Origin of the sequence: Hymenobacter antarcticus (assembly GCF_039539545.1) — a bacterium.
Lineage (GTDB): Bacteria > Bacteroidota > Bacteroidia > Cytophagales > Hymenobacteraceae > Hymenobacter > Hymenobacter antarcticus.
Genome location: NZ_BAABDI010000013.1, coordinates 24,448 through 50,103 on the forward strand (window position 1 = coordinate 24,448; position 25,656 = coordinate 50,103).

The 25,656-nt window shown below is 64.0% G+C and carries 11 protein-coding genes; 3 read left to right on the forward strand and 8 right to left on the reverse strand.

All coding sequences use genetic code 11. The features are described from left to right. Positions 1 to 65 precede the first annotated feature (65 nt). Together ABD819_RS10760 and tamL are read left to right on the forward strand one after the other, a co-directional pair. A complete protein-coding gene (locus ABD819_RS10760; protein ID WP_345124028.1) occupies positions 66 to 5,324 on the forward strand; it encodes a translocation/assembly module TamB domain-containing protein in 5,259 nt (1,752 codons plus the stop codon). Next, positions 5,321 to 7,816 carry a translocation and assembly module lipoprotein TamL gene (tamL, locus tag ABD819_RS10765; protein WP_345124030.1) on the forward strand — a complete coding sequence of 832 codons (2,496 nt, stop codon included), beginning with the start codon at positions 5,321 to 5,323 and terminating at the stop codon, positions 7,814 to 7,816. Before ABD819_RS10760 ends, tamL begins: the two co-directional genes overlap by 4 nt. A 158-nt stretch (positions 7,817 to 7,974) precedes the next feature. On the opposite strand, the gene ABD819_RS10770 is transcribed toward tamL, so the two are convergent. Both ABD819_RS10770 and ABD819_RS10775 read right to left on the reverse strand, forming a co-directional pair. Then, positions 7,975 to 9,144, reverse strand: coding sequence for a hypothetical protein (locus tag ABD819_RS10770; protein ID WP_345124032.1), 1,170 nt, complete (start codon positions 9,142 to 9,144; stop codon positions 7,975 to 7,977). Between the two features lie 85 nt (positions 9,145 to 9,229). After that, entirely contained in the window at positions 9,230 to 10,858 is a 1,629-nt protein-coding gene (locus ABD819_RS10775) for a hypothetical protein (protein WP_345124034.1), read from the reverse strand. 760 nt (positions 10,859 to 11,618) lie between these two features. Here ABD819_RS10775 and ABD819_RS10780 point away from each other — a divergent pair. Then, the gene (locus ABD819_RS10780; protein ID WP_345124039.1) at positions 11,619 to 13,622 is read left to right on the forward strand and encodes an ATP-binding protein; all 2,004 of its coding nucleotides are present in this window, start codon (positions 11,619 to 11,621) and stop codon (positions 13,620 to 13,622) included. A gap of 28 nt (positions 13,623 to 13,650) precedes the next feature. Here ABD819_RS10780 and ABD819_RS10785 read toward each other — a convergent pair whose 3' ends face one another. From ABD819_RS10785 to ABD819_RS10810, 6 genes are all read right to left on the reverse strand, one after another. Beyond that, entirely contained in the window at positions 13,651 to 13,932 is a 282-nt protein-coding gene (locus tag ABD819_RS10785; protein ID WP_345124041.1) for a hypothetical protein, read from the reverse strand. Between the two features lie 515 nt (positions 13,933 to 14,447). Continuing rightward, positions 14,448 to 16,514, reverse strand: a complete 2,067-nt coding sequence (locus ABD819_RS10790) for a heavy metal translocating P-type ATPase (RefSeq protein ID WP_345124043.1) — start codon at positions 16,512 to 16,514, stop codon at positions 14,448 to 14,450. 246 nt (positions 16,515 to 16,760) lie between these two features. Next, positions 16,761 to 17,942 carry an efflux RND transporter periplasmic adaptor subunit gene (locus ABD819_RS10795; RefSeq protein WP_345124045.1) on the reverse strand — a complete coding sequence of 394 codons (1,182 nt, stop codon included), beginning with the start codon at positions 17,940 to 17,942 and terminating at the stop codon, positions 16,761 to 16,763. Between the two features lie 43 nt (positions 17,943 to 17,985). Then, positions 17,986 to 22,470: a CusA/CzcA family heavy metal efflux RND transporter gene (locus ABD819_RS10800; protein WP_345124047.1), complete on the reverse strand. Its 4,485-nt coding sequence runs from the start codon at positions 22,468 to 22,470 to the stop codon at positions 17,986 to 17,988. A 146-nt stretch (positions 22,471 to 22,616) separates the two neighbouring features. Next, a complete protein-coding gene (locus ABD819_RS10805) occupies positions 22,617 to 23,009 on the reverse strand; it encodes a hypothetical protein (RefSeq protein ID WP_345124049.1) in 393 nt (130 codons plus the stop codon). A gap of 111 nt (positions 23,010 to 23,120) precedes the next feature. Then, positions 23,121 to 25,577, reverse strand: coding sequence for a TonB-dependent receptor (locus tag ABD819_RS10810; RefSeq protein WP_345124051.1), 2,457 nt, complete (start codon positions 25,575 to 25,577; stop codon positions 23,121 to 23,123). Positions 25,578 to 25,656: the final 79 nt, after the last annotated feature.

Here is a 25,656-nt window from a genome sequence, read left to right on the forward strand (position 1 = left end):
CCCCAACCCGTAGTTTTGCGTTTGGTCGCTAGCCCCTTTTTGTTTGCTGTTCATTCTGCCCTGCTTTGTCGATTTTTCTGCGTCGTGCCCTTTACGGTTTGCTGGGGCTGTTAGCCCTGGTTCTACTACTCGTTATCGCAGTAGTAGTGTTCCTGCAATTCCCTTCAGGCCAGGACTTTGTGGCGCGCCGCGCCGAAAGCTACCTGCGCGATAAGCTGGGCACGGAAGTGCGAATCGGGAAGTTTCGGACCGATTTCCGCCACGCCATCAACTTCGACGGGGTGTACCTGGAAGACCAGAAGCGGGACACGCTGTTATCAGTGGGCCACCTGGGCGTCGACCTCGATGTGTGGGCTTTGCTGAACAAGCAAATCAACATTTCGAACATTGAGCTCAACGACGGCCGCGTGCGCCTCACGCGCACCGAGCCCGATTCGGTGAACAACTACGACTTCATCATTGCGGCCTTCACCGACCCCACGGCCCCGGTCGACACCACGGCTTCGGGTCTGAAATACGACATCGGCAAGGCCCGGCTCACCAACATCTACTTCACGCAGAACGACCAGATAACCGGTTCCGACATCCGGGCCCGGATTGGCGAGTTCACAGCCACCATGGACGAGGTGGATGTGGATAACTCCATCTACAAGGTGGATAACGCCACGCTGCGTCGCTCGGCCATCAGCATCGTGCAAACCAAAACGGCCCCGGAAGTGGATAACCCCGCTCCTACCGAGCCGATTTCGGTGCAGTTCGGCATCAACCACGCCACGCTGGACAGCGTGGGGTTTGTGTATAAAAACGCGCCGTCGGGCCAGTACATCAGCACCAATATTGGCCTGGCTGACATCACGGCGAAGAACATCGACCTGCAAAAAGAGCTGGTGGCGCTGGATAAGCTCACGCTCAAAAACACCACCTTCGCCTACGCCCAGAATAAGGATATTGCCGTGGAAGAGCGGGTAATAAATCCCGCCGAAATCGTGCGCAAGCTCGACGAAGCCGCCGACCAGAACAAAGCCGCTACCGGCCAGCGCCTGGCCTGGAAGGTGACGCTGAACGAGTCCGACATCAGCGGGCTCGATGTGAAGTTCGACAACTTCAACGAGCCCGAGCAGAAAACCCGCCTGCCGGCCCTCGACTACAACCACCTCGCTTTCACGGACCTCGTGCTGAACACGCGCGACCTGCGCTACACCGAAAACCGCACCACCGCCAAGGTTGATAACCTGGCCGGCAAGGAGCAGAGCGGCTTCGAAATCACGTCGTGGCGCGCCAACGTGGTGTACGATTCGGTGCAGATTCGGCTCGATAGCCTCGACCTTATTACCCCGCATACCCGCATCCGGCGCAAGCTGGCCATTGGCTACGAAAGCCTGACGGCGCTGGGCGACGTGAAAAAGCTGCCTAATCTGAAGATTGAGGGTGATTTGCGCGACGTGCGCCTGGGCTTCCGCGATATCCTGTACCTGGCCCCGCAGCTGGCGGGCACGCCGCCCTTCAACACCGGCCCCAACCAGAGTGTGCTGGTGAACGGGCTGGTGGCGGGCCGCGTGGGCGACATGACGATTCGCAACTTCGAGTTTGTGGGCCTGCGCAACACCGTGGTGAAAGCGCCCCGCATCCGCATCACCGGCCTGCCCGAAGTGGATGGCCGACTGTATGTGGACGCGAATTTGCGGCAGTTCAGCTCCTCTCGGGCCGACATCCTCAGCCTGGCTCCGAAGGGCAGCATTCCGAACAACATCAGCATTCCGCCCACGTTCGCGGTGAGCGGCACCTTCAAAGGCTACCCCACCACGCTGCAGTTCAATACCGACCTGCGGGCCCGCACCAGCTACGGCGACTTGGCCTTCAGCGGCAACCTGGGCAAGGCGCAGGCCAACGGCCGGCAGCCGGTGGTAGGCACCTTCGCGGTGAAGGCGTTCGATTTCGGCAAGCTGCTGAAAGACCCCACCATCGGGCGCGTCACGGCTACGGGCCGCATCAATGCCACCGGCAACCTGAAAGACCCCGGTACGCTGGTGGGCCAGGTGAAAGCCAACGTGCAGAGCGCGCGCTACAACGGCTACACTTACAAAGGCGTAGCCGCTACGGTCGACCTCGACCGCAACCGCTACGTCATCAACGCCAGCAGCAAAAACGACCCCAACCTCGACCTCGACCTGAGCGCCGTGGTGAACCTGCGCGACCCCAACAACCCCACTTACGAAGTAACCAGGCTGAACCTGCGCGGGGCCAACCTCACGGCGCTGGGCTTCTATACCGGCGGCGACCTGCGCGTGCAGGGCAACCTGACGGCCAACCTGCGCGGGTCGGACCTGAACTCGCTCAACGGCACGTTCAGCGGGACCAAGATTGTGATTGTACGGGACAACCAGCGGTTTCCGCTCGACTCGCTCAACGGCCGCATCGTGCAGAATGCCAACCGCACCCTGGCGGTCATCACCTCCGACATTGCCAATGTGCGCCTCGATGGCAACGTGCGCCTGGGCAACCTGGCCACTGAGCTACAGCAGCACCTCGACCGCTACTTCGACGTGCCGGGCGTGAGGTACGTGCCCAGCTCGGCCGACCGGCACTTTACCTACTCGCTGCAGCTAAAAGACCCCAAGCTGGCCACTAAGCTGGTGAAGGACCTGAAGCAGATTTCGCCTTTCACGCTGGCCGGCGACTACTCGCGGCGGGCGGCCCGCCTCACGGCCAACACCAGCATTCCCGTCATTCGCTACGCTAATTATCGGATTGACTCGCTGAAGCTGGACGTGGGTTCCGATGCCAGCAAGCTGGATTACGCCCTGCGCCTGGCCCAGGCCGCGCAGGACTCCACGCTGAAGCTGCGCCGCCCCAGCATCATCGGTAACGTGGCCAACAACAAGCTTTTTACCCGCGTGGCCATCCTCGGTGATTCGGCCAACCGCGAGCGGCTGGCGGTGGCTGGCACCTTGCAGGCGCTGGCGCAGGCGGGCGGGCGCAATAGCAGTGTGGTGTATGAGTTCCAAGCCGCGCCGGAGCAGGTTATCAACTACGAAAACTGGACGGCGGGGGCCAACAACTTCGTGCGCTACTACCCCACCGGCGAGGTAGTGGCCGACGGCCTGAACCTGACCAACGGCCGCAGCACCCTGGCCCTGCAAAGCCAGAACCCCAAGGTGCGGACCTCGCCGCTGGGCGTCACCTTCACCAATTTTGAGCTGGCCGAGCTGGCCCGCATCGTGCAGCAGCAGGATTCGCTGGTGGCGGGCCAGCTGAACGGTACGGCCCGCATCGACAACCTGGGCAAGCCCAACCAGGCCTTCACGGCCGATGCCACCATCAAAAACCTGGTGTTCCAGAAGGCGGTCATCGGCGACATTGCCGTGAATGCGACCAACCCTTCGCCCAGCCGCTACAACCTCGACGCCCGCCTGACCGGGGGCGAGCCCGGCAGCGTGGGCGGGGCTGGCAACGACGTCCGCGTGAGTGGCTACTACCTGGCCAATGAAGCCGCGCCCCTGCACCTGACCGTGGATGCCCAGCGCCTGCTGCTGCGGCTGGCCCAGGCTTTCTCGGCCGGGCAGCTCGAACAGGCGGCGGGCTACGTGCGAGGCCAGCTAAGCGTGACGGGTGCGCCCGCGGCGCCGGTGGTACGCGGCACCCTCACTACCTCGCCCGAAGCGGCGTTTGCCGTCACGCAGCTGGGCGCCCTCTACCGTATGCCCGGCCAGGAGCTGACGTTTGACGACCGGGGCATTCGGTTCGACAATTTCACGGTGCGCGACTCGGCCGACAATACCGCCGTGGCCAACGGCCACCTGCTGACCCGGGACTTCATTAACTACGCCTTCGACCTCACGGCCACCACCGACAACTTCATGGCCGTGAACAGCACCCGCAAAAACAACCCGCTCTTCTACGGCAAGCTGGTGGTGGACTCCCGAACCCGCCTGACCGGCCCGCTGGAGCTGCTGAAAATCGACACCAACGTGACGGTGGTCGAGGGCTCCAACCTCACCATCGAGTCGCCGGGCACGGAGGCCAACAAGGTCGATTCCGAAGGCATCGTGGAGTGGATTGATAAAAGCGCGCCCGTGGATACCATGCTGCAGCGGCAGCTGGCGCTGGACACCGCGAAAACGGCCACCGGCTACGACGTTACGGCCGTGGTGACGGTGACCGACAAAACGCCCTTCACCGTGGTCATCGACCCGATAAGCGGCGACAACCTGAAGGTGCGCGCCAACGGCACGCTCAACACCAACATCGACCCCACGGGCACCATCACGCTCAGCGGCCGGCTGGAGGTGGCCAGCGGCTCTTACCACCTGTCGCTCTATGATTTGGCCTCGCGCGATTTTGCCATCCGGCCCGGTTCCAGCCTGACGTGGAGCGGCGACCCCTACAACGCCGACCTCGACGTGACGGCCGTGTATAAGGTGGACGCCGCGCCCGCCGACCTACTGGCCGGCCAGGGCCTCGACAATGCCGTGGCCAATACCACGGCCCGCAACCGGCTGCCCTTCAACGTACTGCTGAACGTGACCGATAAGCTCAGCCAGCCGCTTATCAACTTCGACATTACGCTGCCCGAAAGCGAGCGCGGAGCCCTCAGTGGCCAGGTAGAGGCCAAGCTGGCCCAGCTGCGCCAGCCCAACCAGACCTCCGAACAGAGCAAGCAGGTGTTTTCGCTGCTGATACTGGGCCGCTTTCTTCAGCAGAATCCGTTTGAGAGCAGCGCCAGCGAGGGCTTCGTGGCCACGCAGCTGCGCGGCTCGGCCAGCGCCGTGCTCACCGACCAACTCAACAACCTGACCGGCAAGTACCTCGCCGGCCTGGGCCTCGACCTGGGCGTGACCAACCAGGCCGACTACAGCAGCGGCTCAGCCAGGAGCCGCACCGACCTGAACGTGGCCGTGAAGCGCCAGTTCCTGAACAACCGCCTCTCGGTTCGTCTCGGCACCGACATTCCGCTGGGCGGCGCGGGCACGCAGGCCACGCAGGGCGGCAGTTCGGCCAGCAACTTTGCCGGCGACATCAGCATCGAGTACAGCATTTTGCGCGACGGCCGCCTGCGCCTGCGCGCCTTCCGCCAGAATGCCTACGAGGACATCGACGGCCAGCTTATTAAAACCGGCGCGGCCCTGGTGTTCCAGCGCGAGTACGACAACCTCAAGGAGCTGTTTGCCAAACTGCCGCCCGAAGTGAAAGAGCAGCGTAAAGAGCAGCGCAAGGAGGAGAAGGCGGATAAAAAAGCCTTGCAGGATTCCCTGCAAACCCCGCCCGCCGCCCGCGTCGACAGCAGCAAAACCAGCAGCAAAACCACCAGCAGCAAAACGAAATGAGAAAGCTGCTGCCCGCCAATACCCCCCCGTTCCAGCGCCGCCAAACCCTGGCTGGCCAACAGCTTAATTCTGCCGTTTTGATTTCAGCCAGCTATTTAACGAAGCGTTTACTTACCGCCGCGCCCACCCGCCGCGCCCTGCTGCTGGCCCCGGTGCTGCTGCTGCTGGCGTCCTGCTCGGGCCTGAAATTCGTGCCCGAGGGCGAACGCCTCTACACCGGCAGCAAGGTGAGCATCAAGCCCCCGGCCGGTGAGAAAACGGTGAATAACCAGAGTGCTCTGCAAACCGAGCTGGAGTCGGTGGTGGGCCCCAAGCCCAATAGCTCCCTTCTGGGGCTGCGGCCCAAGCTGTACTTCTGGCACTTGGGCGTGAACAAGAAAAAAGGGTTGGGCAAATTCTTCGCCGATAAGTTTGGGGAGCCGCCCGTGTACCTGTCGCAGGCCAAGCCCGCTGCCGTGCGCGACCTGATGGTGAACCGCCTGCACAACAACGGCTTTTTCAACGGCCAGGCTTCCTACGAAGTGAAGAAGCAGGAGAAAACAGCCGAAATCGACTACACCGCGCTGCCCGGCCTGGTGTACCGCTACACCCAGGTCAACTTCCCGCAGGGCGACTCGCTGGTGCGGGCGGCCATCCGCAACACGCAGGGCGAAAGCCTGGTGAAAGTGGGTGATGCTTACAACCTGGCCACCCTCACCGCCGAGCGGGTGCGCATCGATGCCGACCTGAAGGAGCACGGCTACTACTACTTCGCGCCCGACTACCTCGTTTTCAAGGTCGACAGCACCCTCGACCACAAAGCCACCGTGGATGTGCGCCTCAAAAACAGTGCGCCGCCCAAGGCCCTGCGCCCCTACTGGCTCGACCAGGTGAAGCTGAACACCAGCTATGTGCTGACCGATACCACCATGCGCAACCCCATGCGCTTCCGGGGCTACCAGTATTTTCCGGATGAGGAAATGTTTAAGGCCAGGGCCATTACCCGCGCCACGTTTCTGTACCCGGACAGCGTGTACCGCCGCCACCGCCGCGACCAGACCCTGAGCCGCCTCATGAGCCTGGGCACGTTCCGCTTCGTAGAAATTCGCTTCAAGCCCGCCGCGGCCGGCGACACCGCCGTGGCCGTGCCGGCCGATGCCGCGCCCGGCAGCAACCGCTCGGTGGGCCTGCGCCACCGCCTCGACGCCGAGGTGCTCATGACCCAGCTCAAGAAGAAAAGCCTGCGCGCCGAGGTACAGCTCACCACCAAAACCAACGGCTTCACCGGCCCCGCCCTCAAGGTGACGTTCCGCAACCGCTCGGCCCTGCGCGGCGCCGAGCAACTGCTCATCAATGGCATTGCCTCCACCGAAACCCAGACCGGCGGCGGCAACGGCGCCTTGGGCCTCACCAGCTTCGAGTACGGCATCAACGCCCAGCTCCTCATTCCGCGCCTGATAACGCCCGACCTGCCGCTGCTCGACGTGAAGCTGCCCAACTCCGACTTCCAGCCCCGCACCAAGATTGAGGTGGGCGTGCGGGCCGTGACGCGCGCCAACTACTTTTCGCAGAATTTCTTCAACGTGAACTACGGCTACACCTGGAAAACCAAGGTGACCAACGAGCAGGAAATCCGGCCCATCGACATCACCTACGTCCAGTTCACCCCCACCCAGACGTTTACCGATATTCTGAACACACCCGCGCGAAGCTTTCTGAAAAGCGCTTTCCAGCAGCAATTTATTCTGGCCAGCTCCTACCGCTACACCTATAACCAGCAGTCGCTGGAGCAGCGCCGCCAGCAGATTTATTTCAGCGGCCAGATTGAAGGCAGCGGCAACGTGGCCCAGGCCCTGGCCACGTCCATCAAAACGCCCGAAGGCCCGTCGGGCGGCAAAACCCTGCTGGGCCAGGAATACAGCCAGTATCTCAAGCTCGATTTGGAGCTGCGCGAATACTACCGCATCAGCGCCGACCCCGCCTCCGGCAACCGCATTGTGGCGCGCCTGCTGGCCGGCATCGGCAATCCCTACGGCAACTCGCGGGTGCTGCCCTACCCCAAGCAGTACGGCATTGGCGGGCCCAACAGCGTGCGGGCCTTCGCCCCCCGCGGCATCGGCCCCGGCATTTACTTCCCCGATACGCCCAACCAGACCGCCAACCAGTTCTACGACCAGGTGGGCGACATTCGCCTGGAAGGCAACGTGGAATACCGCCAGGACCTGTTTCCCTACGTGAAAGGTGCCCTGTTTGTGGATGCCGGCAACATCTGGCTGGTCAACCCTGACCCCGGCCGCCCCGGCAGCGAGTTCAAAGCCAACGCGTTTCTCAACCAGCTGGCCGTGGGTGCCGGCGCTGGTATTCGCATCGACGTGCAGTTCTTCGTTATCCGCTTCGACTACGCCGTGCCCGTGCGGGCGCCCTACGGCACGCCCACCAGGCTTAATGATGATGGCACGAGGAGCCCCGATAAAACCGGTCGACTGAATCTAGCCATTGGGTATCCATTCTAAGGCGTGATTGCGTGAAGAGGGAAGGTTAAAAAGGCACGTCATGCTGAGCGCAGTCGAAGTATCTCTACCGCAGTAGTAATCCAATCGCTGCACCGAAGCGGTAGAGATGCTTCGGCAAGCTCAGCATGACGTGCCTTTTTGCCTCACTTTTTCACAGCTCACCGAATTATCGGCATGCGCTCGAACGGCCGCTCCCGGTCGAACTGATACCGGTACGTGGCGTGGGTTTTCACGATGCTGGCTCCGATGGAGCGCGTGGTAACCAGCATGCGCGGGTTAAAATCGCCAATCCAGTTCATCTCGATGTCGGCGTAGCCGGCGTCGAGGAACGTGCGGCGGGCGTAGACCAGCATGGCCGCGTCCACGCCCTTGCCCTGGTACTCGGGCACCACGCCGTAGATGATGCCGAACATGCGCTTGTCGCGCCGGCGCATGTAGCGCCACCGCTCCCACAGGAACCGGATTTTGCCGGCCAGGTCGAGTCGCCGGCCAATGTGGCGGAAAATCTGGTTCAGCTCGGGCAGGCTCATGAAGAAGGCCACCGGCTCATCGCCGTGGTAGGCAAACCAGAGCAGGCGGTCGTCCACTACGGGCTTCATCTCGCGCGCCATATTGCGGGCCTGGTCCATCGTCATAGGTTTCACGCCGGGGTGCCGGGCCCAGGCCAGGTTGTAGACGTGGTGAAAGTCGGCGGCCAGCTTCTCGGCATCCTGCTTGCGGGCGTGGGCAAAACGGAATTCCCCCGCGTGCTCCTCGGTACGCTTGGCGAAGCTGGCGTGCAGCGGCGCGGTGGTGGTGCGGTAGCAGGTGTATTGCTTGAAGTAGAGCTGAAAGCCGTACTGCTCGAACAGCCGCTGGTAGTGAGGCGGGTGCCAGAACATGCCGTAGTTGGGCGGGCGGTCGAACCCGTCGATGAGCAGGCCCCAGAATTTCTCGCGCCCGCCAAAGTTGATGGGCCCATCCATGGCCTGCATGCCGCGCAGGGCCAGCCACTGCCGCCCCGCATCGAATAGCTGATTGGCCGCCGACTGGTCATCAACGCACTCAAAAAAGCCCAGGCCGCCGGTGGGCAGGTCGGGGTTGCGCACGTCCACCGCGTCGCGGTCGAGAAACGCCGCCACCCGGCCAATAACCACGCCCGCCGCGTCGGTGAGCACCCAGCGCATGATTTCGCCAGTGGCAAGCAGGGGGTTTTTGGCGGGGTCAAACACGGCTTCCACCTCGTTATCAAGCGGGCCAATGTAGTTGGGCTCTGCCCGGTGCAGGCGGGCCGGCAACTCAATAAACTGGCGGGCCAGGCGGGCATCGGTTACTTCAAGCAGAGGCATGGGCAAGGGGCAACAATAAGACTTCGTAAACCGGCCTGACGATAAAAAGGCCCGGCGGGACCACAAAGAAAACCCCGGCCGCCGCTCAGGGCCGCCGCCACACCCCCAGAATGGCCGCCCCGCCCACCCGAATGGTGTGCACCGGCCGCCCCACGCTGGCCGGGTACGCCCCCGGATGCCAGCGGTAAATACTGAGGAAATACCCGCCGCCCGCCGAGTCGGCGGCCACCAGCCGCAGGCGGGCGCGGGCGGCGGGCGGCAGCATTTTGGCGTTGATGCGGAGCGTCATTTCCGTGCGCTCGTCCATGCTCACGGGCACCGCCGGGCGGGCATCGTGGGCCAGCACCCACTCCAGGCCCTGCTTCACCGACAGCCCCCAGTAGTCGCGCTCGAACTGCTGCTCGACCACCCGGCCGGGCAAAAAGCTGAAGTAGGCGTATTGAAACGGATGCTCGGCCACCATGCGCCAGGCCACCCGCGCCATGCCCAGCGCCAGCGCCACCAGCAGGGCCCCGGCCGCCAGCGCACGCGGCGGGGCCGCCGCGGTTTGCCGCCGCTGCCAGGCGTGCCACAGCAGGCGCAGCCCCAATCCCGCCACCAGCACCACAGCCGGATAGATGAAATAAAGGTGCCGCCACCCATCATACAGCACCGAACGCAGACCGATAACGCCCACCAGCGGCCCAGCAAACCAGGCCAGCACCAGCAGGTAGCGCCGGGAATTAGTACGCCGCAGCCAGCGGCCCGGCCCGGCAATCCAGGCGGCCCGCGCCAGCCCCCACAGCCCTATCCCAAACAGCACCACGTACGGCACCGGCGTGGTGATGAGCAGCCACACCGGCGCGTAGTGCCACGGCAGCGCCCGCACCGCCACGAACCGGCCCAGGTAGAATACCTCCATGGCCTTGGCATAGTGCCCGAAGCTGCCCAGCGCGGCTCCCAGGTAGTGGACCGGGTTGTCCCACAAGTAGGGCCAGCCCAGCACCACCAGCGCGGCCAGCACCGGCACATACAGCCCCAAGGCCCCTACGAAGGCCCGCCGCCGCACCGGCCGGTACACCAGCTCCAGCGCCGCGAAGCCCAGCGTGAGCGCCGGCAGCAGCACGCCCATGGCCCGCACGTCGATGGCGGCGGCGGTGGCCAGCGCGTGCAGCAGCGCCCGGCCCGCCGTGGGCCGCCGCAGCAGCCGCAGCAGCGTGAGCATGGCCAGCGCAAACAGGCTCAGGAACACGACGTCTTTATAGTTGTAGAAGGCCTCGGCGAAAATGCGCGGCGACAGCACCAGCAGCCCCGCCCCCACCAGCCCCCAGCGCCAGCTGCCCAGTAGCATGGTGCCCAGCCGGTACACGGCCCACGCGCCCGCCACGAACAGCAGGAACCCGGCCAGGTGCCGCCGGTAGGCCCAGGTGGCCGGGTCGGCGGGCCACAGAGCCTCGGCGGCCACCAGCGGCAGCATAAAGAGCACGCCGTGGTCGGCATCGCGGTGCCGGCGCAGGGCCGGGATATCGGCCAGGCGGGGCTGCCGCCGGGCCAGCTCCGGGGCCAGGCGCAGGGCTACGTATCTGGCACTCACGAACGCATTGAGGCGCTCGGCGGGCTCGTCCCAGCCCATGCCATAGTCGCGCACCAGCGCCATACCCAGCACGGTCAGCAGCCCGAGAAAGAGCCCTACCGCCCACCGGCGCGAACGAAGCAACAAAGACGGGAAACGCACGGGCAGAACCAAGGGCCGCAGCAGCGCAGCGCCGCAAAGATGCTCCGCGCCGGCGGCAAATTTCCGGTTGCTTCGCCAAAGAGCTCTGTGACTGATGTTACGCGGGCTACTTTGGGTGCTTGTGTTTCAGGTTGTTTCTCGTGGCTGGTTTCTTGTTTCTTGGGTTATCTGACAATTTTAATGGAGCCGCCTCCGCCGTACCTGTTTTGAGGGCGTATCGCCGTTTCGGCCATCCGCTGGGCAAACCCCAACGGGGTTCGCTCAACGTTTTTTAATCCGCGGCTTCGGCGGCTCCATTAAGATTGTCAGACAACCGTTTCTTGTTGAATTTTAACCTGAAAACCGGCCCAAACACCTCAAACCAGAAACCAGCCACGAGAAACGAGGAACAGACTGCGTAACGTCAGCTCTGTAATATTAGATAATCTTATTACTTTGGTAAAACTACTTAGTCAACTAGAGCAGTTTCCGAGTCAGTGTACATTTTTGAAAACAGTTAAAAGTTGAGAGTTAAAAGTTAAAACCCACTACGTCTGATTTTTAACTTTTAACTCTCAACTTTTAACTCTGTACCTGGACTTGGAAACCGCTGTAAGCCAGTCATTCATTCTCTTCTACCCCAGCTGCCACTGCCAAACTACCAGCTCGCCCGCTACCCGTTTCCGGAGCCGAACCGGCCGCTTAGCCGGCCTTCAGGCCCCGCCCGCCACTCGCTCATCCACTAGCTACCTCGTACAAACAGCGCTTTCCAGTTCCGTTTATGAAAATGCTTTGTGTATTGCTGACGTGGTGGTTGGGCTTGCCCCCCGTAACGTGGCCCTCTCAGTCTACTGCCCGAATTGATAGCCTGCGGCGCGAGCTGGCCACGGCTGCCCCCGATACAGCCCGCGTACTGCTGCTGGTCCAGCTGGCCTACGAGCACACCCAAACCGACCCGCTTGCCACTATTGCCTATGGCAAGCAGGCGCTGCAGCTGGCACAACGGCTGCACTACCGGCGGGGCGAAAGCCTGGCCCTTATCCGGCTGGGGTCGGGGTTTCGGGAGGCGGGCAACTACCCGGCGGCCCTGCAAGTAGGCCTCCAGGGCCTGCGCCTGGCCGAAGAGCTGCGCGAGCCGGAGCTAATCGGACGCGGGCTGAACGCGCTGGGCTACCTCAACTGGGAGCAGGGCAACAGCCGCCCCGCGCTGGCCTACTTCTTCCGGGCCAAGGCCGTGGCCGAAAAAAGCAAGAATATCAAGCTCCTGACCCGGATAATGGGCAACATCGGCAATGTCTACCAGCAGCTGCACCGCCCCGATTCGGCGGCGCTGTTCTCGCGGCGGGGCTACGCCCTCGACCTGGCCAACCATGATTTGGTGAGCGAAGTGGGCGATGCGGCCATGCTGGGCAACATCTACTCCGACATGGGCCGCCCCGCGCTGGCCCGGCAGTTTTACCGCAGCAGCATTCGGCGGGCGCAGGGCCAGCACATCACCTTCGCGCTGTGCCGCGCCTACCTGGGCCAGGCCCGCCTCTGGCAGCGGCAGCCCGGCCCCGGCCCCGACTCGGCCGTGTACTTCGGCCGGCAGGCGCTGCTGGCCGGGCAGCAAAGCAACTACCCCAAAGGCGTGCTCGATGCCAGCCGGTTTCTGGCCGCGGCCTTTGCCGCCCGGCGCGATAGCGCCACGGCGTTCCGCTACCTCGCGCTGGCCAGCGCCACCCGCGACACTCTGTTCAGCCAAACCAGGATGGCCCAGCTGCAGGCCCTGGATGTGAACGAGCGCCTGCGCCAGCGCGAACTGGCCGACCAGCAGGCCGAAGCCACCCAGGAGCGCCGCCAGCTCTGGCTGCTGGCGGCCCTGGCCAGTGCCGTGCCCGCCCTGGTGATGCTCTGGCGCACCAACCGCCACAAGCAGCGGGCCAATCAGCAGCTCAACGCCCAGAATGCCCAGATTGCCCGGCAGCGCGATGATTTGAGCAGCACCCTCACGCAGCTCAAGGATACGCAGGCCCAGCTGGTGCAGAGCGAAAAAATGGTTTTTCTGGGCGAGCTCACGGCCGGTATTGCCCACGAGCTGCAAAATCCCCTGGCGTTCATGAAAAACTTTGCCGAGGTGAGCACGCTGCTGGTCGATGACATGACCGGCGATGCGCCACGCCCGGCCCGCGATGCCGACCAGGAGTTCCTTTTAGCGGGCCTCAAGCAAAACCTGCAGGAAATCAGCCAGCACGGCCAGCGGGCCACCGCCATTATTGCCGGCATGCTGGCCCACTCCCGCAACGGCAGCGGCCCCCGCACGCCCATCGACCTCAATGCCCTGGTGGAGGAATACTTCCGGCTGGCCTACCAGGGCCTGCGGGCCAAAGACCCTGCTTTTCATACCATTCGCACCGCCTGGCTGGCCCCGACGCTGGGGCTGGTGCCCGCCGTGGCACCCGATTTGGGGCGGGTATTGCTCAACCTGTTTACCAATGCGTTCTATGCCGTGCAGCAGCGCGGCAAGATGGCCGGCACCGACTATATCTCCGAAGTACGGGTATCGACGCAGCGGCTGGCCGCAGGCTCCGTCGAAATAAAAATCTACGACAACGGCACCGGCATTCCCGAAGCCGTGCGGCACAACATTTTCAAGCCCTTCTTCACCACCAAGCCCACCAACGAAGGCACCGGCCTGGGCCTCTCGCTCTCGCACGATATCGTGACCAAGGCCCACGGCGGCACGCTCACGGTCGATTCGCGGGAGGGCGAATTCACGGAATTCACGATTTGCCTGCCCGGCTGAAGTTGCCACGGGAGCCGGCCGCGGCCGCTCACGGACAGGGCTGTTCCTGCCCTTTGCCCGCCATGTTGGCCCCCTGGCCCGGCACCGCGCCGGCCAGGGCGCTCAGGTAGCTATACCCGCGCAGGGCGCGGTTGGCCTGAAACTGCCCCAGCATGAAGCAAAACGGGCATTCGCGCCGGCCCACCCCCGTACCCGCCACCCGGCTGGCACTGGCAATCCCCTGCCCAATCCGGCACCGTGGATGCGTGTGATAAACGCCGGCCTCGGCCGTATCAGGCAGGTCTGAATGGAAAGGGAAGGAAGCAGTCATGGCATAGTTAACAATTCCATAAATGTAATAATAAAATATTAATTTTAATTATTCCCAGTAATAAATTTTAATAAACCGTTTTGTACCCAGTTGATTTGCCTCTTCAGATTGGAATTATCCCGCTAAAGCAGTTGCCAGGTTATTGTACGGATAGACGACAGTAGCGCAAACTTTTAGTCCGCGAGTCTGCGCCGTTTAGTGGTTGTAGCGGCGCAGACTCGCGGACTACAAAGTCCGCGCTACACCCCCCGAGGCGCTTTAACAATGAGAGTGCGTAACAGCAGTTATCAGGATAGCCGCCCGGCCACGAGACGAGGCATCACCCAGCCATCTTGTCCTTACCCAGATTTATCCGGCTGCCGCCGGAGGCAGGTTGAACGGTCTGGGCTGACCGCCCGAGGCGGTCTGACCGGTTGAAGAACCACCGGTTTCGCCCTCCCGACAACCAGTCAGACCGCTTGGAGCGGTCAGACCGGAGCAACGACCCCAGATGTGGGCCCGGCCCCACCCCGGCCTCAGGGCTTGCTGGTGAAATCCATGCGCTGAATGCGCACGGCGTTGAGAATGGCCAGCAGGGCCACGCCCACATCGGCAAAAACCGCCTCCCACATGGTGGCCAGGCCGCCGGCCCCGAGGCCCAGCACCACGGCCTTCACCAGGAAAGCCAGCCAGATATTTTGCCAGACCACATTATGGGTGGCGCGGGCAATGCGGCGGGCGGTGGCAATTTTGCTGGGATGGTCAGTTTGAATGACCACATCGGCCGTTTCGATGGTAGCGTCGGAGCCGAGGCCGCCCATGGCAATGCCCACATCGGCCAGGGCCACCACCGGGGCATCGTTCACGCCATCGCCGACGAAGGCCAGCTTACGGCCTTCGTCCAGGTATTGCTGCACGTAGCGGGCCTTGTCTTCGGGCAGCAGGCCGCCGTGGGCTTCGGTCAGGCCCAGCTCTTTAGCTACGCGCTGGGTGATGCTGTCCTTGTCGCCGGAAAGCATAACCAGCCGGGTAATGCCATCGGCCCTGAGCTCCTGAATGGCGCGGGCCGCGTCTTCCTTGAGCGCATCGGCCACGGTGAGGTAGCCGGCGTACTGGCCGTCGATGGCGACGACCACGATGCTATCCACGACCTGGTCGACTTCGGGCGGGTAGGCCACCTTGAACCTGGCGAGCAGCCGGGTGTTGCCGGCCAGCACGTCGCGGCCGTCTACTTTGCCGCGCAGGCCATGGCCGGCTATTTCCTCCACGCTTTCGACGGGCACGCCCGCCGTGGCCGCGCCCACGTGGGCCACCACGGCTTTGGCAATGGGGTGCGTGGATTTGGTTTCGAGCGCCCCGACCAGGCGCAGCAGCTGCGCGGCCTCGGTGCCGGGCGCGGGCTGCACCTGCCGCACGGCAAACACGCCCTGGGTGAGCGTGCCGGTTTTGTCCAGCACCACAGTATCAATCTCGCGCAGCACGTCGAGAAAGTTGGAGCCCTTGAACAGGATACCGGCCTTGGAAGCGGCCCCGATGCCCCCAAAGTAGCCCAGCGGAATGCTGATAACCAGCGCACACGGGCAGGAAATCACCAGAAATACCAGCGCCCGGTAGAGCCAGGTGCGAAACACGTAGTCGTCCACCACGAAGTAGGGCACCAGCACGAGCAGCACCGCCAGCGCCACCACGATGGGCGTGTACACCCGGGCAAACCGGGTGATGAACTGCTGGGTTTTGGCTTTGCGGCCCACGGCATCCTGCACCATGGCCAGGATTTTCGATAACCTGGTGTCCTGAAAAGCCGCCGTGACGGTGACCTGCACGAGGCTTGCCTGGTTAATCATGCCGGCCAGCACCATCTCGCCGGGCTGCTTGGTTTGGGGGGCCGACTCGCCGGTGAGCGCGGCCGTGTTGAAGCTGGCCGGGGCGTTGTTCAGGGTGCCGTCGAGGGCCACTTTTTCGCCGGGCCGGATTTCAAGCACGTCGCCCACCTGCACCACTTTGGGGTCGAGCACCAGGCTCTGGCCGCCCCGCAGCACCGTGACTTCGGTGGCCTGGATTTCGAGCAGGGCCCTGATGCTGCGCTTGGCCCGGTTCACGGCCGCGTCCTGAAACAGCTCACCCACGGTGTAGAACAGCATCACGGCCACGCCCTCCGGGTACTCGCCAATGGCAAAAGCCCCAATCGTGGCAATGCTCATCAGGAGAAACTCGTTGAAGATATTTCCGCTGGGAATGCTCAGCACGGCGGCTTTAATAACCTTCCAGCCTACCAGTACAAACGCCAGCCCGTACCAGGCCAGCCGCACGTAGCCGGTGAAAAAGTCCGCTTTATAATAATCGAGAGCAAGGCCGGCCATGAGTAGCGCGAAGCTGATGCCCGGAACCAGGTAGGGGTTGTCGCCGGCCGGGCCGTGGTCGTGGCCATGGCCATCATCGTGCGAGTGGCCAGCGTGGTCGTGGCCGGGCACGTCGTGGCCCTGGGGCGCGGCGGCAGCCTCGGGCGTGAGCTGGGCGCGAGTGAGGGCTCCCACGTTTTCGGGCTGCACCTGCTTGGCGGTGTTCAACTCCTCGCTGAGGTTGTCGGATGAAGGGTTCGGCATGGCTACGAGAGGCGAGGCATAAACAAGAACAAGAGCGCAGACTACTCAAGTCCGAAGCCAGGAAGCTGTTTAAAAAGTCTAAAAACCCTCCGGAACGTCATGCTGAGCGAAGTCGAAGCATCGCTACCGCTTCTTCTGGACGATTCAACGAAGAGGTAGATATGCTTCGATTTCGCTCAGCAAGCATGACGTTCTTTTTTGATTCCGACGACTTTCTAAACAGCTTTCAGGACAGGAAAGGAACGGTTACTCTTCCTCTTCCGCATTTTTGAGTTTGCCCAGCAAGGAATACGCGCCCTCCGTCACCACGCGCAACGGCCGGCCCTGCTCGGCGGCGGGCAGGCGCACTTCGGTGTAGCCGTCTTCGCTCACGCCCCGCGTCACGGGCACCATGCGGTAAGTGGCGGGGCCGGCTTTCGCAGCCGAGTCGGTAGCCACGAAAATGTAGGCCTGCGCGCCGAACTGCACCACCGCCTTTTCGGGCAGCGTGGGCACGGTCACGCGGTTGGTTTCGATGACGGCCCGCACGAAGGTGCCGGGCAGCAGCAGCTCGTCTTCGCGGTCGAGGTGGGCGTGCACGCGCACGGTGCGCTCGTCGCTGATGGTTTTGCTAATGAGGTAGACGTGGGCGGTGCGCTCCCGGCTCACCGAGTCGTTGCCGAGGGAAAAGCGGATGAGCTGATTTTCTTTAACCTGCGGAATGTCCCGCTCAAACACCGTCAGCTCGACGTGCAGGTGCTCGGGGTTCACAATTTCAAACAGCACATCGGTGGGTGTCACGCTCTGCCCGAGGCTCACGTTCACCGCCTTCACGAAGCCGCTTTTGGGGGCGCGCAACGTGGCCGTGCTCACCATAGCGCCCCCGATGGGCAGGCCCGCCAAACGCAGGCGGGCGGCCTGGGCGTTGGTTTTCACTTGCAGCGCTTCGTATTCGGCCTGGGCCCGCTGGAAGTTTTTCTGGGGCGCTACTTCCTGGCGGTACAGCTCGCCCTGCCGCTCGTACTCGGCTTTGGCGAATTTGAGCCGGCTGCGGGTTTCCTGGTAATCCTGTTGCAGCTGCACAAAATCGGGGTTGCGGATGGTGGCCAGCACCTGCCCCTTGCGCACCCGCGAGCCCTGCAGCAGGTAGGTACGGTCGACAAAACCGCCCAGCGGCGCACTCACGGACACGAGGTTTTCCGGGGGCACATCGAGTACGCCATTCACTTTGAGGCCGCCGCTCATGGGCCGCCGCGTGAAGCCGCCGAGCCGAATGCCGCCCAGCTGCTGCTCATCCGCCGTGAGCGTAACGCGGTCGGCTGCGCCGTTTTCGGCCACCGCTCCGGCAGTGGAAGCTTCGGGAGTCGCTGCTGTGTCGGCAGCATCTTCCTTTTTGCCGCAGCCCGCCAGCAGGCCAAATAGCAAAAAGGCGGTTGTTAAATGTCGCATAATCAATTTTCTAAGAGCGGGAAGCTATCTGGCAGCAGTAATACTACTGGCTGCCCAAGAGGTATTCCAGCTCGATGACGGTCTGGTTGTGTTGGAGCAGCGCGTCGAGGTAGTCGAGGCGCAGGCGGCGGGCGCGCTCCAGGTTGAGCAGGTATTCGGAATAGCCGGTTTCACCAGCCTTGTAGGCAATAGTAGACAGGCGCGTAATGATTACCGCCTGCGGCAGGGCCGTGGCCTGGAAGTAGGCCAGGCGCTGCTGCTGCTCGGTGCGGCGGGCCAGCAGCTCATCAAGCCGGCTCGCTAGCTGGGCGCGGTACCGGTCGTAGCCCGCCTGAGCCACCTGCTCCTGCAGGCGGGCGGCCTGCACCCGGGCTTTTTGCGGCTGCCGCCACAGCGGCACGGCCACGCCGGCCTGCACCCCCTGGAAGCGCGAGCCGCTGCCAAAGTAGCGCTCAGTGCCCACGCCGTCGAGCCGCTGGTAGCCGATAATGCTTTGGTTGAAGTAGCCCACCGTGAACTCCGGCAGGCCCGCCGCCTGGGCCACGCGGGTTTCGGCGCGGCGCTCGGCCACCTGCCGGGCCAGCACCCGCGCCTGCGGGTTGGCGCGCTCAAGCAGCGTATCGGCCAGGGCTGGCGCGGTCGAATCAGCCTGCGACGCCGCGCCCAGCAGCGCCAGGGGGCGGAGCAGGCTGTCGGCCACGGCCACGGCGGTGGGTACCTGCAGCAGCGCCTGCAGCTGCCGCTGGGCCACCCGGAAATCGGTGCGGGCGGCCAGCAGCTGAGTCCGAATCTCGCCCTGCTGCACCAGGGCCGTAGCCGGTTCGAGGCGGGCCGCCTCCCCGGTTTTGAAGCGCAGGTTGGCGGCGCGCAGAAACTCGGAGTACACGCTGTCCTGGCCGCGCAGCACGCGCAGGCGGTGGCGGGCGTGCACGGCCTGCTCGTAGCTCAGGCGCACCTGGCGGCGCAGCTCGGCCTGCACCTGCTGCAGCTGCGCCTGCTGGCCGGCAATGCGGGCATCGGCCAGGCCGGCCGCGCTGCGGTACACGCCGGGCAGGGCCAGCGCCTGCGTGACACTGAACTGTGTGTCGCGGTTCTGAGAATTGTATTGGCCGTAGCTGCCCGTGACGGTGGTGCGGCCAAAGTCGTAGGCAGCCCGGCGCACGGCCTGCTGGGCTTCGAGGGCGCGGGTACCGGCGATTACGGTGCCATTGGTTTGCAGGGCCTGGATTACGGCCTGCGGCGCGGTGAGGGGTGCCTGGGCCTGGGTTAGGAATGGGAGTAAGAGCAGTAGGAGCAGGCCGGCCAACGTAACCTCACCCCCCGGCCCCCTCTCCAAAAAAGAGGGGGAGAGTTCAACGGTGTTTGCGTCGGGCTCCCCCTCTTTTTTGGAGAGGGGGCCGGGGGGTGAGGTGCCCCGCTCGCTCAGGGTATACAGCACGGGCAGCACCAGCAGCGTAAGCAGCGTGGCCGACACCAGCCCGCCAATGACCACCGTGGCCAGGGGCCGCTGCACTTCGGCCCCGGCCGAGGTGGCCAGCGCCATGGGCAGGAAGCCGAGCGAGGCCACGGTGGCCGTCATCAGCACCGGGCGCAGGCGCACCTCGGTGCCGCGCATGATGCGCTCGGTGAGGTCTGTGACGCCTTCGGCCTTGAGCTGATTGAAGTAGCCGATGAGCACAATGCCGTTGAGCACGGCCACCCCAAACAGCGCGATGAAGCCCACCCCGGCCGAGATGCTGAACGGCATCCCCCGCAGCCACAGCGCCGCCACCCCACCAATGGCCGAGAGCGGAATGGCCGTAAAAATCAGCACCGACTGCTTCAGCGAGCGGAAGGTGAAAAACAGCAGCACGAAGATGAGCAGCAGTGCCACCGGCACGGCGATACTCAGCCGCTCGGTGGCCTGGCGCAGGTTTTCGAACTGGCCGCCGTAGGTGGTGTAGTAGCCGGGGGCCAGCTTCAGCTGGCGGTCCAGCTTGCTTTGCAGCTCCTTCACCACGGTTTCTACGTCGCGGCCCCGCACGTTGAAGGCCACCGTGATGCGGCGCTTAGCGTCGTCGCGCTGAATCTGGTTGGGGCCTTCGCGCAGCTCCACAGTGGCCACCTGCTCCAGGGGCACCTGCCGGCCGTTGGGCGCGGCCACGAAAATGCGGCGCACGCTGTTGATGTCCTTGCGCAGGTCGGAGCGCAGGCGCAGCACCAGGTCGAAGCGGCGCTCCTGCTCGAATATCTGGCCGGCGGTTTCGCCCGCGAAGGCTGTTTGCACGGTGCGGTTCACGTCGGCCACGTTCAGGCCAAACTGCGCGAGGCGGTTGCGGTCAAGCGTCACCACAATCTGCGGCAGGCCGGTCACCTGTTCGATGTACACATCTTCGGCCCCCTGCACCTGGCGGGCCAGCCGGCCGGCTTGCTGGGCGTAGTCGCCCAGCTGCCGCAGGTCCTCGCCGTAAATTTTGAGCACCACGTCCTGCTTGGCACCCGAAATCAGCTCGTTGAACCGCATCTGAATGGGCTGCTGGAAGCTGAACGACACGCCCGGAATCACGCTCACGGCGGCCGCCATCTTATCGGCCAGCTCCTCGCGGGAGTGGGCGGAGGTCCAGTCTTTCTGGTCTTTGAGGATGATTATCAGGTCGCCCGCTTCCACGGGCATGGGGTCGGTCGGAATTTCACTGGACCCGATTTTCCCCACCACTTTTTTCACCTCCGGAAACTGCTTTTTGAGGATGCCGGCGGCCTGCTGGCTTTTCTCAATGGTGTAGCTCAACGACGAGCCTGTGAGCGTGCGCATCTCCACGGCAAAGTCGCCCTCGGTGAGCTGGGGAATAAACTCGCCGCCCAGCGTGCGGAACAGGAAAAACGCCCCCACCAGCAAGCCCCCGGCCGCCGTCAGCACCACCGCCTGGTGCCGGAGCGCCCCCGCCAGCAGGGGGTGATACAGCCGGGTGTAGAAGGCCATCATCCGGTCAGAAAAGTTCTTTTTTACTTCCGTGGAGCGGCTTAGGGCCAGCGCCGACATCATGGGCACGTAAGTCAGGGAGAGTATAAAAGCCCCCAGAATGGCAAAGGCCACGGTTTCGGCCATGGGCCGGAACATCTTACCCTCGATGCCGGCCAGGGCCAGCAGCGGCAGGTACACAATCAGGATGATGATTTCGCCGAACGCCGCCGAGGAGCGGATTTTGGAAGCGGCCTGGTACGTTTCGTCGTTCATTTCCTGCGGCGTGAGCTGCCCGCCGGCCGCGTGGCCCGGCGCGCGCCCGCCGTGCAGCCGGTGCACAATGGCTTCGACGATGATAACGGCCCCGTCCACAATCAGCCCGAAGTCGATAGCCCCCAAACTCATGAGGTTGCCCGACACGCCGAACAGGCGCATCATGCTCACGGCAAACAGCATAGCCAACGGAATGACCGAAGCCACCACCAGCCCGGCCCGCCAGTTGCCCAGAAACAGCACCAGCACGAAAATCACAATCAGCGCGCCTTCCAGCAGGTTTTTGGTGACGGTACTGATGGCCCGGCCCACAAGGGCGGAACGGTCCAGAAAAGGCTCTACCGTCACGCCCTCCGGCAGGGTTTTGCGGATGGTAGCCATGCGCTTTTTCACGTCCTCAATGACCTCCGAGGCATTGGCCCCCTTGAGCATGAGCACCAGCCCGCCCGTGACTTCGCCCTGGTTATTCAGGGTCATGGCCCCGTAGCGCACGGCGGCCCCCAGGCGCACTTCGGCCACATCGCGTACCAGTATCGGCAGGCCCGTGGAGGTGCTGCGAATGACGATGTTGCCGATATCGGCCGGCGAGGTAGCCAGGCCTTCGGTGCGGATAAAGGCCGCCGTGGGATTCTGGTCGAGGTAGGCCCCGCCGGCGTTCTGGTTGTTGGCGGCCACGGCCTGGTACACCTCGTTTATCGTCACGCCCAGCGAGCGCAGCCGCTCCGGGTCCAGGGCCACTTCGTACTGCTTCAGGAAGCCGCCGAAGGAGCTGACATCGGCTACGCCGGGCGTGCCCAGCAGCTGGCGGCGCACAATCCAGTCCTGAATAGTGCGCAGCTCGGTGGCGTTGTACTGCTTCTCATAGCCGGGCCTGGCCCGCACCAGGTACTGGTAAATTTCGCCCAGGCCGGTGGTGACCGGGGCCAGCTCGGGGCGGCCCGCGCCGGCCGGAATCCGGCTTTCGGCTTCCTTCAGCCGCTCGCCCACCTGCTGGCGGGCCCAGTAAATGTCAATGTTGTCTTCGAAGACGATGGTGACCACCGAGAGGCCGAAGCGCGAAAACGAGCGCACTTCGACCTGGCCGGGAATGGTGGCCATGCTCTGCTCGACGGGAAAGGACACGAGCCGCTCAATCTCCTGCGCGGCCAGCGACGGCGCCACCGTGTACACGATGACCTGGTTGCTGGTGATATCGGGCAGGGCGTCAATCGGCAGCCGACTGAGCGAGTAGCCGCCCCAGGCCACCAGGGCCAGCGTCAGCAACCCGATAATGAGCTTGTTGTGGATAGAAAAATGAATCAGCCGGTCGAACATGAAGCCGCTTTAAGTGAGAACCCTGACCAAAAAAAAGCATGCCGGCGGCAAATACGCCCGAAACAAAATTCGTACGTAAATGCCAATGCCCGTGCTCCACACGCAGCGGAGCCCGTCGGCGAAGCCGGAAAAAGTGAGGAAAGGGTTTAGGCCCTGGGCGGCTGCCAGCAGGTGGTCGCAACGCCCGTGGGGGCACCCGCCGCGTAGTCCGTTAGCTGCACATCGGCCAGCGCCAATGCGGGCGGCGGCGTCAGGAACACGACGGCGGGCGTAGTCCAGGCCACGAGTACGTTCGAGCAGTCGTGAGCGTGATGGAACGGCAGCGACTGGTGTTTCTGGTCATTCCCGTGGTCGTCGTGGCTGTGGCTCTGGCCGGCGTAGTGGTCGAGCAGAAAATCCAGCAGGGTGCTGTCGTGGTGGGCCTGCTCGTGGTGGTTGCGCAGGGCCAGCGACTCGGTTAGCTCATGCGCGTCCGCGTTTGGCGGCAAGCACGAGAGCAAGCCGAAATACACGGAGAACAGGAGATAGAGCAAGCGCATGACGGGGCAAAAGTACGCGGCAGTAGCGCGAAGCGGTGCTTCGCGTTCACGCGGCTCCAACGGCGCGGGGACGCGAAGCACCGCTTCGCGCTACGTCGCGCTACTGCCGCGTTAAAACGGCACCACCACCTTCACGCCCACGTTGCGGCCGGGGTTATAAATACCCGAGCGGCCGTTGGCGGACGCGGCGTAGTACTCGAAGTATTTCAGGCGGTTGAGGTGGGCCTGGTAGGCGGTGTCGAACACGTTATCGACCTGCACAAACAGCTGGGCCACCGGGCGACCGGCGCGGCTGCTGAAGGTGGTGCCGGCCCCCAGGCCCAGCAGGGCGTAGCCGGCCGTGGCGGTTTCGGTGTTGTCGAGGGCGTAGAATCGGTTTTGGCGGGCGCTGCCGTCCACGGTGGCGCGGAAATAGGTATCCGTGAGGCGGCCCTTGCCGGCGGGCAGGGTGGCGCGCAGCTCGCTGCGCGCCCGCAACGGCGGAATCAGGGGCAGATAGCGGCCGGCCGCGCCTTGGTTTTCGCGCAGCGTGGCGTCAGCATTTTCGCCGTTCACCAGGGCCACGCTGCTGTTCCAGGCCAGCCAGGATAGGGCGGCGGGGCGCAGGTTCAGGCTGGCTTCGAGGCCGTAGAGGCGGGCGGCGGCCTGCTGAAACTGGTAGGTGGTGTTGCCCGGCACGATGACCACCGGCTGGCCCGCGTCGTCCAGCAGCCGGCCCTGATAGATGAAGTTCTGCACGTAGTTGTGAAAAACCTCCACGCTGACATCGAGGGTGGGCTGGTGCCAGAGCACGCCCACGTCCTGCTGCCAGCTGAACTCCGGCTCGAAGCCGCGGTTGCCGAGGTACACGATGTGGGCACCGGGGTCGAGGCCGTTGGAGCCGATTTCGGGGATGTTGGGGGCCCGGTAGCCGCGGGCCAGGTTGGCGCGCAGCGTCAGGCGCTCAGTAGCCACGTAGCTCGCGCCCAGGCTGGCCGACACGCCCCGGTACTGCCGCCGAAACGCCGGAAACTGGAGCGCCCCGCCCGCCGCGTCGGCCGCCGCCCGGCTATCAAAGCCCGTGGCGGGGTTGGGGGCCACGTAAAAGTTATTCCAGCTGACCAAGCGCGTGTCGTAGCGCAGGCCACCGCTCACCTCCAGCTTGCCCAGGGGCTTTTTGAGCAGCAGGAAGCCGCCAGCATCCAGCAGGTCGTAGTTGGGAATGGGAAAGTCGGTCGCGTTTTGGTGGCGGTTGAGCTGGCCCATGCCGTTGCTACCCACGCTCGTTTGCAGGCCTTTCCAGTCGGGCAGGTGGTAGCGCACGTCGTAAGTGTAGGTGGTCAGGTTCAGGGCCAGGCCGGGCTGGGCGGGCGCGGTGGGGTGGTTGAACTCCTGGCGGCTGTTCTGCTGCGCACCCAACAGCAGGTGCAATTCGCCTCCGCCCAGGTGGACCTGGGTTTTGGTAAACACCCGGTAGTGCCGGATGCGCTGATGCAGCGGCCCGATGGCGTAATCGCGCAGCTCCTGGTTACTCACCAGCGGTCGGTTTTTGATGTCTTCCTGGCTGTTTTCGAGCACCTGGCGGGTGAAGCGCCGGCTGAGCGAGTCGCGGCTGCCGTCCGGGATTTCCTGCTGGTTATCGTAGAGCGTGAGGTGCCAGTGCGAGCTGCCCCAGGCCTTATTCACGCCGGCCATGCCGGTCAGCGTCAGCTCCCGGAAACCGGTGTTGTACACCGGGCCATCCACGCTGTTGCGGTAGTCGCGGGCCAGGCGGTGGCTGGCCCGGAAGCTGGTCTGGAACCCGTTTTTCTGGTAGTTCAGGCCCAGCGAATTGCCCAGGAGGCCGTTGTTGGACTGATATTCGGCCAGGGCCTCGCCGCGCAGCCGGCCCTCGGGGCCGCTGGGCAGGGCGGGCAGCAGATTGACGACGCCGGCCACGGCGTCGGAGCCGTAGAGCAGGCTGGCGGGGCCCTTCACCACTTCCACCCGCTCGATGTCGTAGCCGTCCACTTCCACGCCGTGCTCGTCGCCCCACTGCTGGCCTTCCTGGCGCAAGCCGTTGTACATGGTCAGCACGCGGTTGTAGCCCAGCCCGCGGATGAAGGGCTTCGACACGTTCGGGCCGGTGGTCACGGCGCTCAGGCCCGGAATGCCGCGCACGGCCGCATCGATGACGTTGGTGTTGGCATTCAGGCTGATTTCACGGCGGTTCAGCGTAGCAATGGGCACGGGGCTGCGCCGGATTTCGGTGGCCCGGCTCACGCCCGTTACCACCACTTCGTGGAGCGCGGCGGGCGCGGCAGCCAGCCCAAACGACAGGTCCAATGTTTGGCCGGCGGCCAGCATTTCGTCGCGGGCAACGCTGGCGTAGCCCACGGCGCTGGCCACCGCCCGCACGGTCCCGGCCGGCACATCGGCCACCCGGAAAGCGCCCTGAGCATCGGCCGTGGCCCCCAGCCCGGCGGCGGGCAGAACGATGCTGGCGAACGGTACGGGCCGCTGCCGGGCGTCGCGCACGGTCCCCGTGATGGTGCCGGTTTGGGCCAGGAGTAGCTGCGGCAGTACTAGTAATAGTAGGATAAGTTTCATAGCAAGGACTTCAAAAATCAATGACAGAAAAGCAGCGGGATGTAGCGCGGACTTTGTAGTCCGCGAGTGGCACCGTTGA

Coding starts and splice junctions, on each gene's coding strand:
- tamL (WP_345124030.1), top strand. CDS start 5,321: ATGAGAAAGCTGCTGCCCGCCAATACCCCCCCGTTCCAGCGCCGCCAA.
- ABD819_RS10770 (WP_345124032.1), bottom strand. CDS start 9,144: ATGCCTCTGCTTGAAGTAACCGATGCCCGCCTGGCCCGCCAGTTTATT.
- ABD819_RS10780 (WP_345124039.1), top strand. CDS start 11,619: ATGAAAATGCTTTGTGTATTGCTGACGTGGTGGTTGGGCTTGCCCCCC.
- ABD819_RS10785 (WP_345124041.1), bottom strand. CDS start 13,932: ATGACTGCTTCCTTCCCTTTCCATTCAGACCTGCCTGATACGGCCGAG.
- ABD819_RS10790 (WP_345124043.1), bottom strand. CDS start 16,514: ATGCCGAACCCTTCATCCGACAACCTCAGCGAGGAGTTGAACACCGCC.
- ABD819_RS10795 (WP_345124045.1), bottom strand. CDS start 17,942: ATGCGACATTTAACAACCGCCTTTTTGCTATTTGGCCTGCTGGCGGGC.
- ABD819_RS10800 (WP_345124047.1), bottom strand. CDS start 22,470: ATGTTCGACCGGCTGATTCATTTTTCTATCCACAACAAGCTCATTATC.
- ABD819_RS10805 (WP_345124049.1), bottom strand. CDS start 23,009: ATGCGCTTGCTCTATCTCCTGTTCTCCGTGTATTTCGGCTTGCTCTCG.
- ABD819_RS10810 (WP_345124051.1), bottom strand. CDS start 25,577: ATGAAACTTATCCTACTATTACTAGTACTGCCGCAGCTACTCCTGGCC.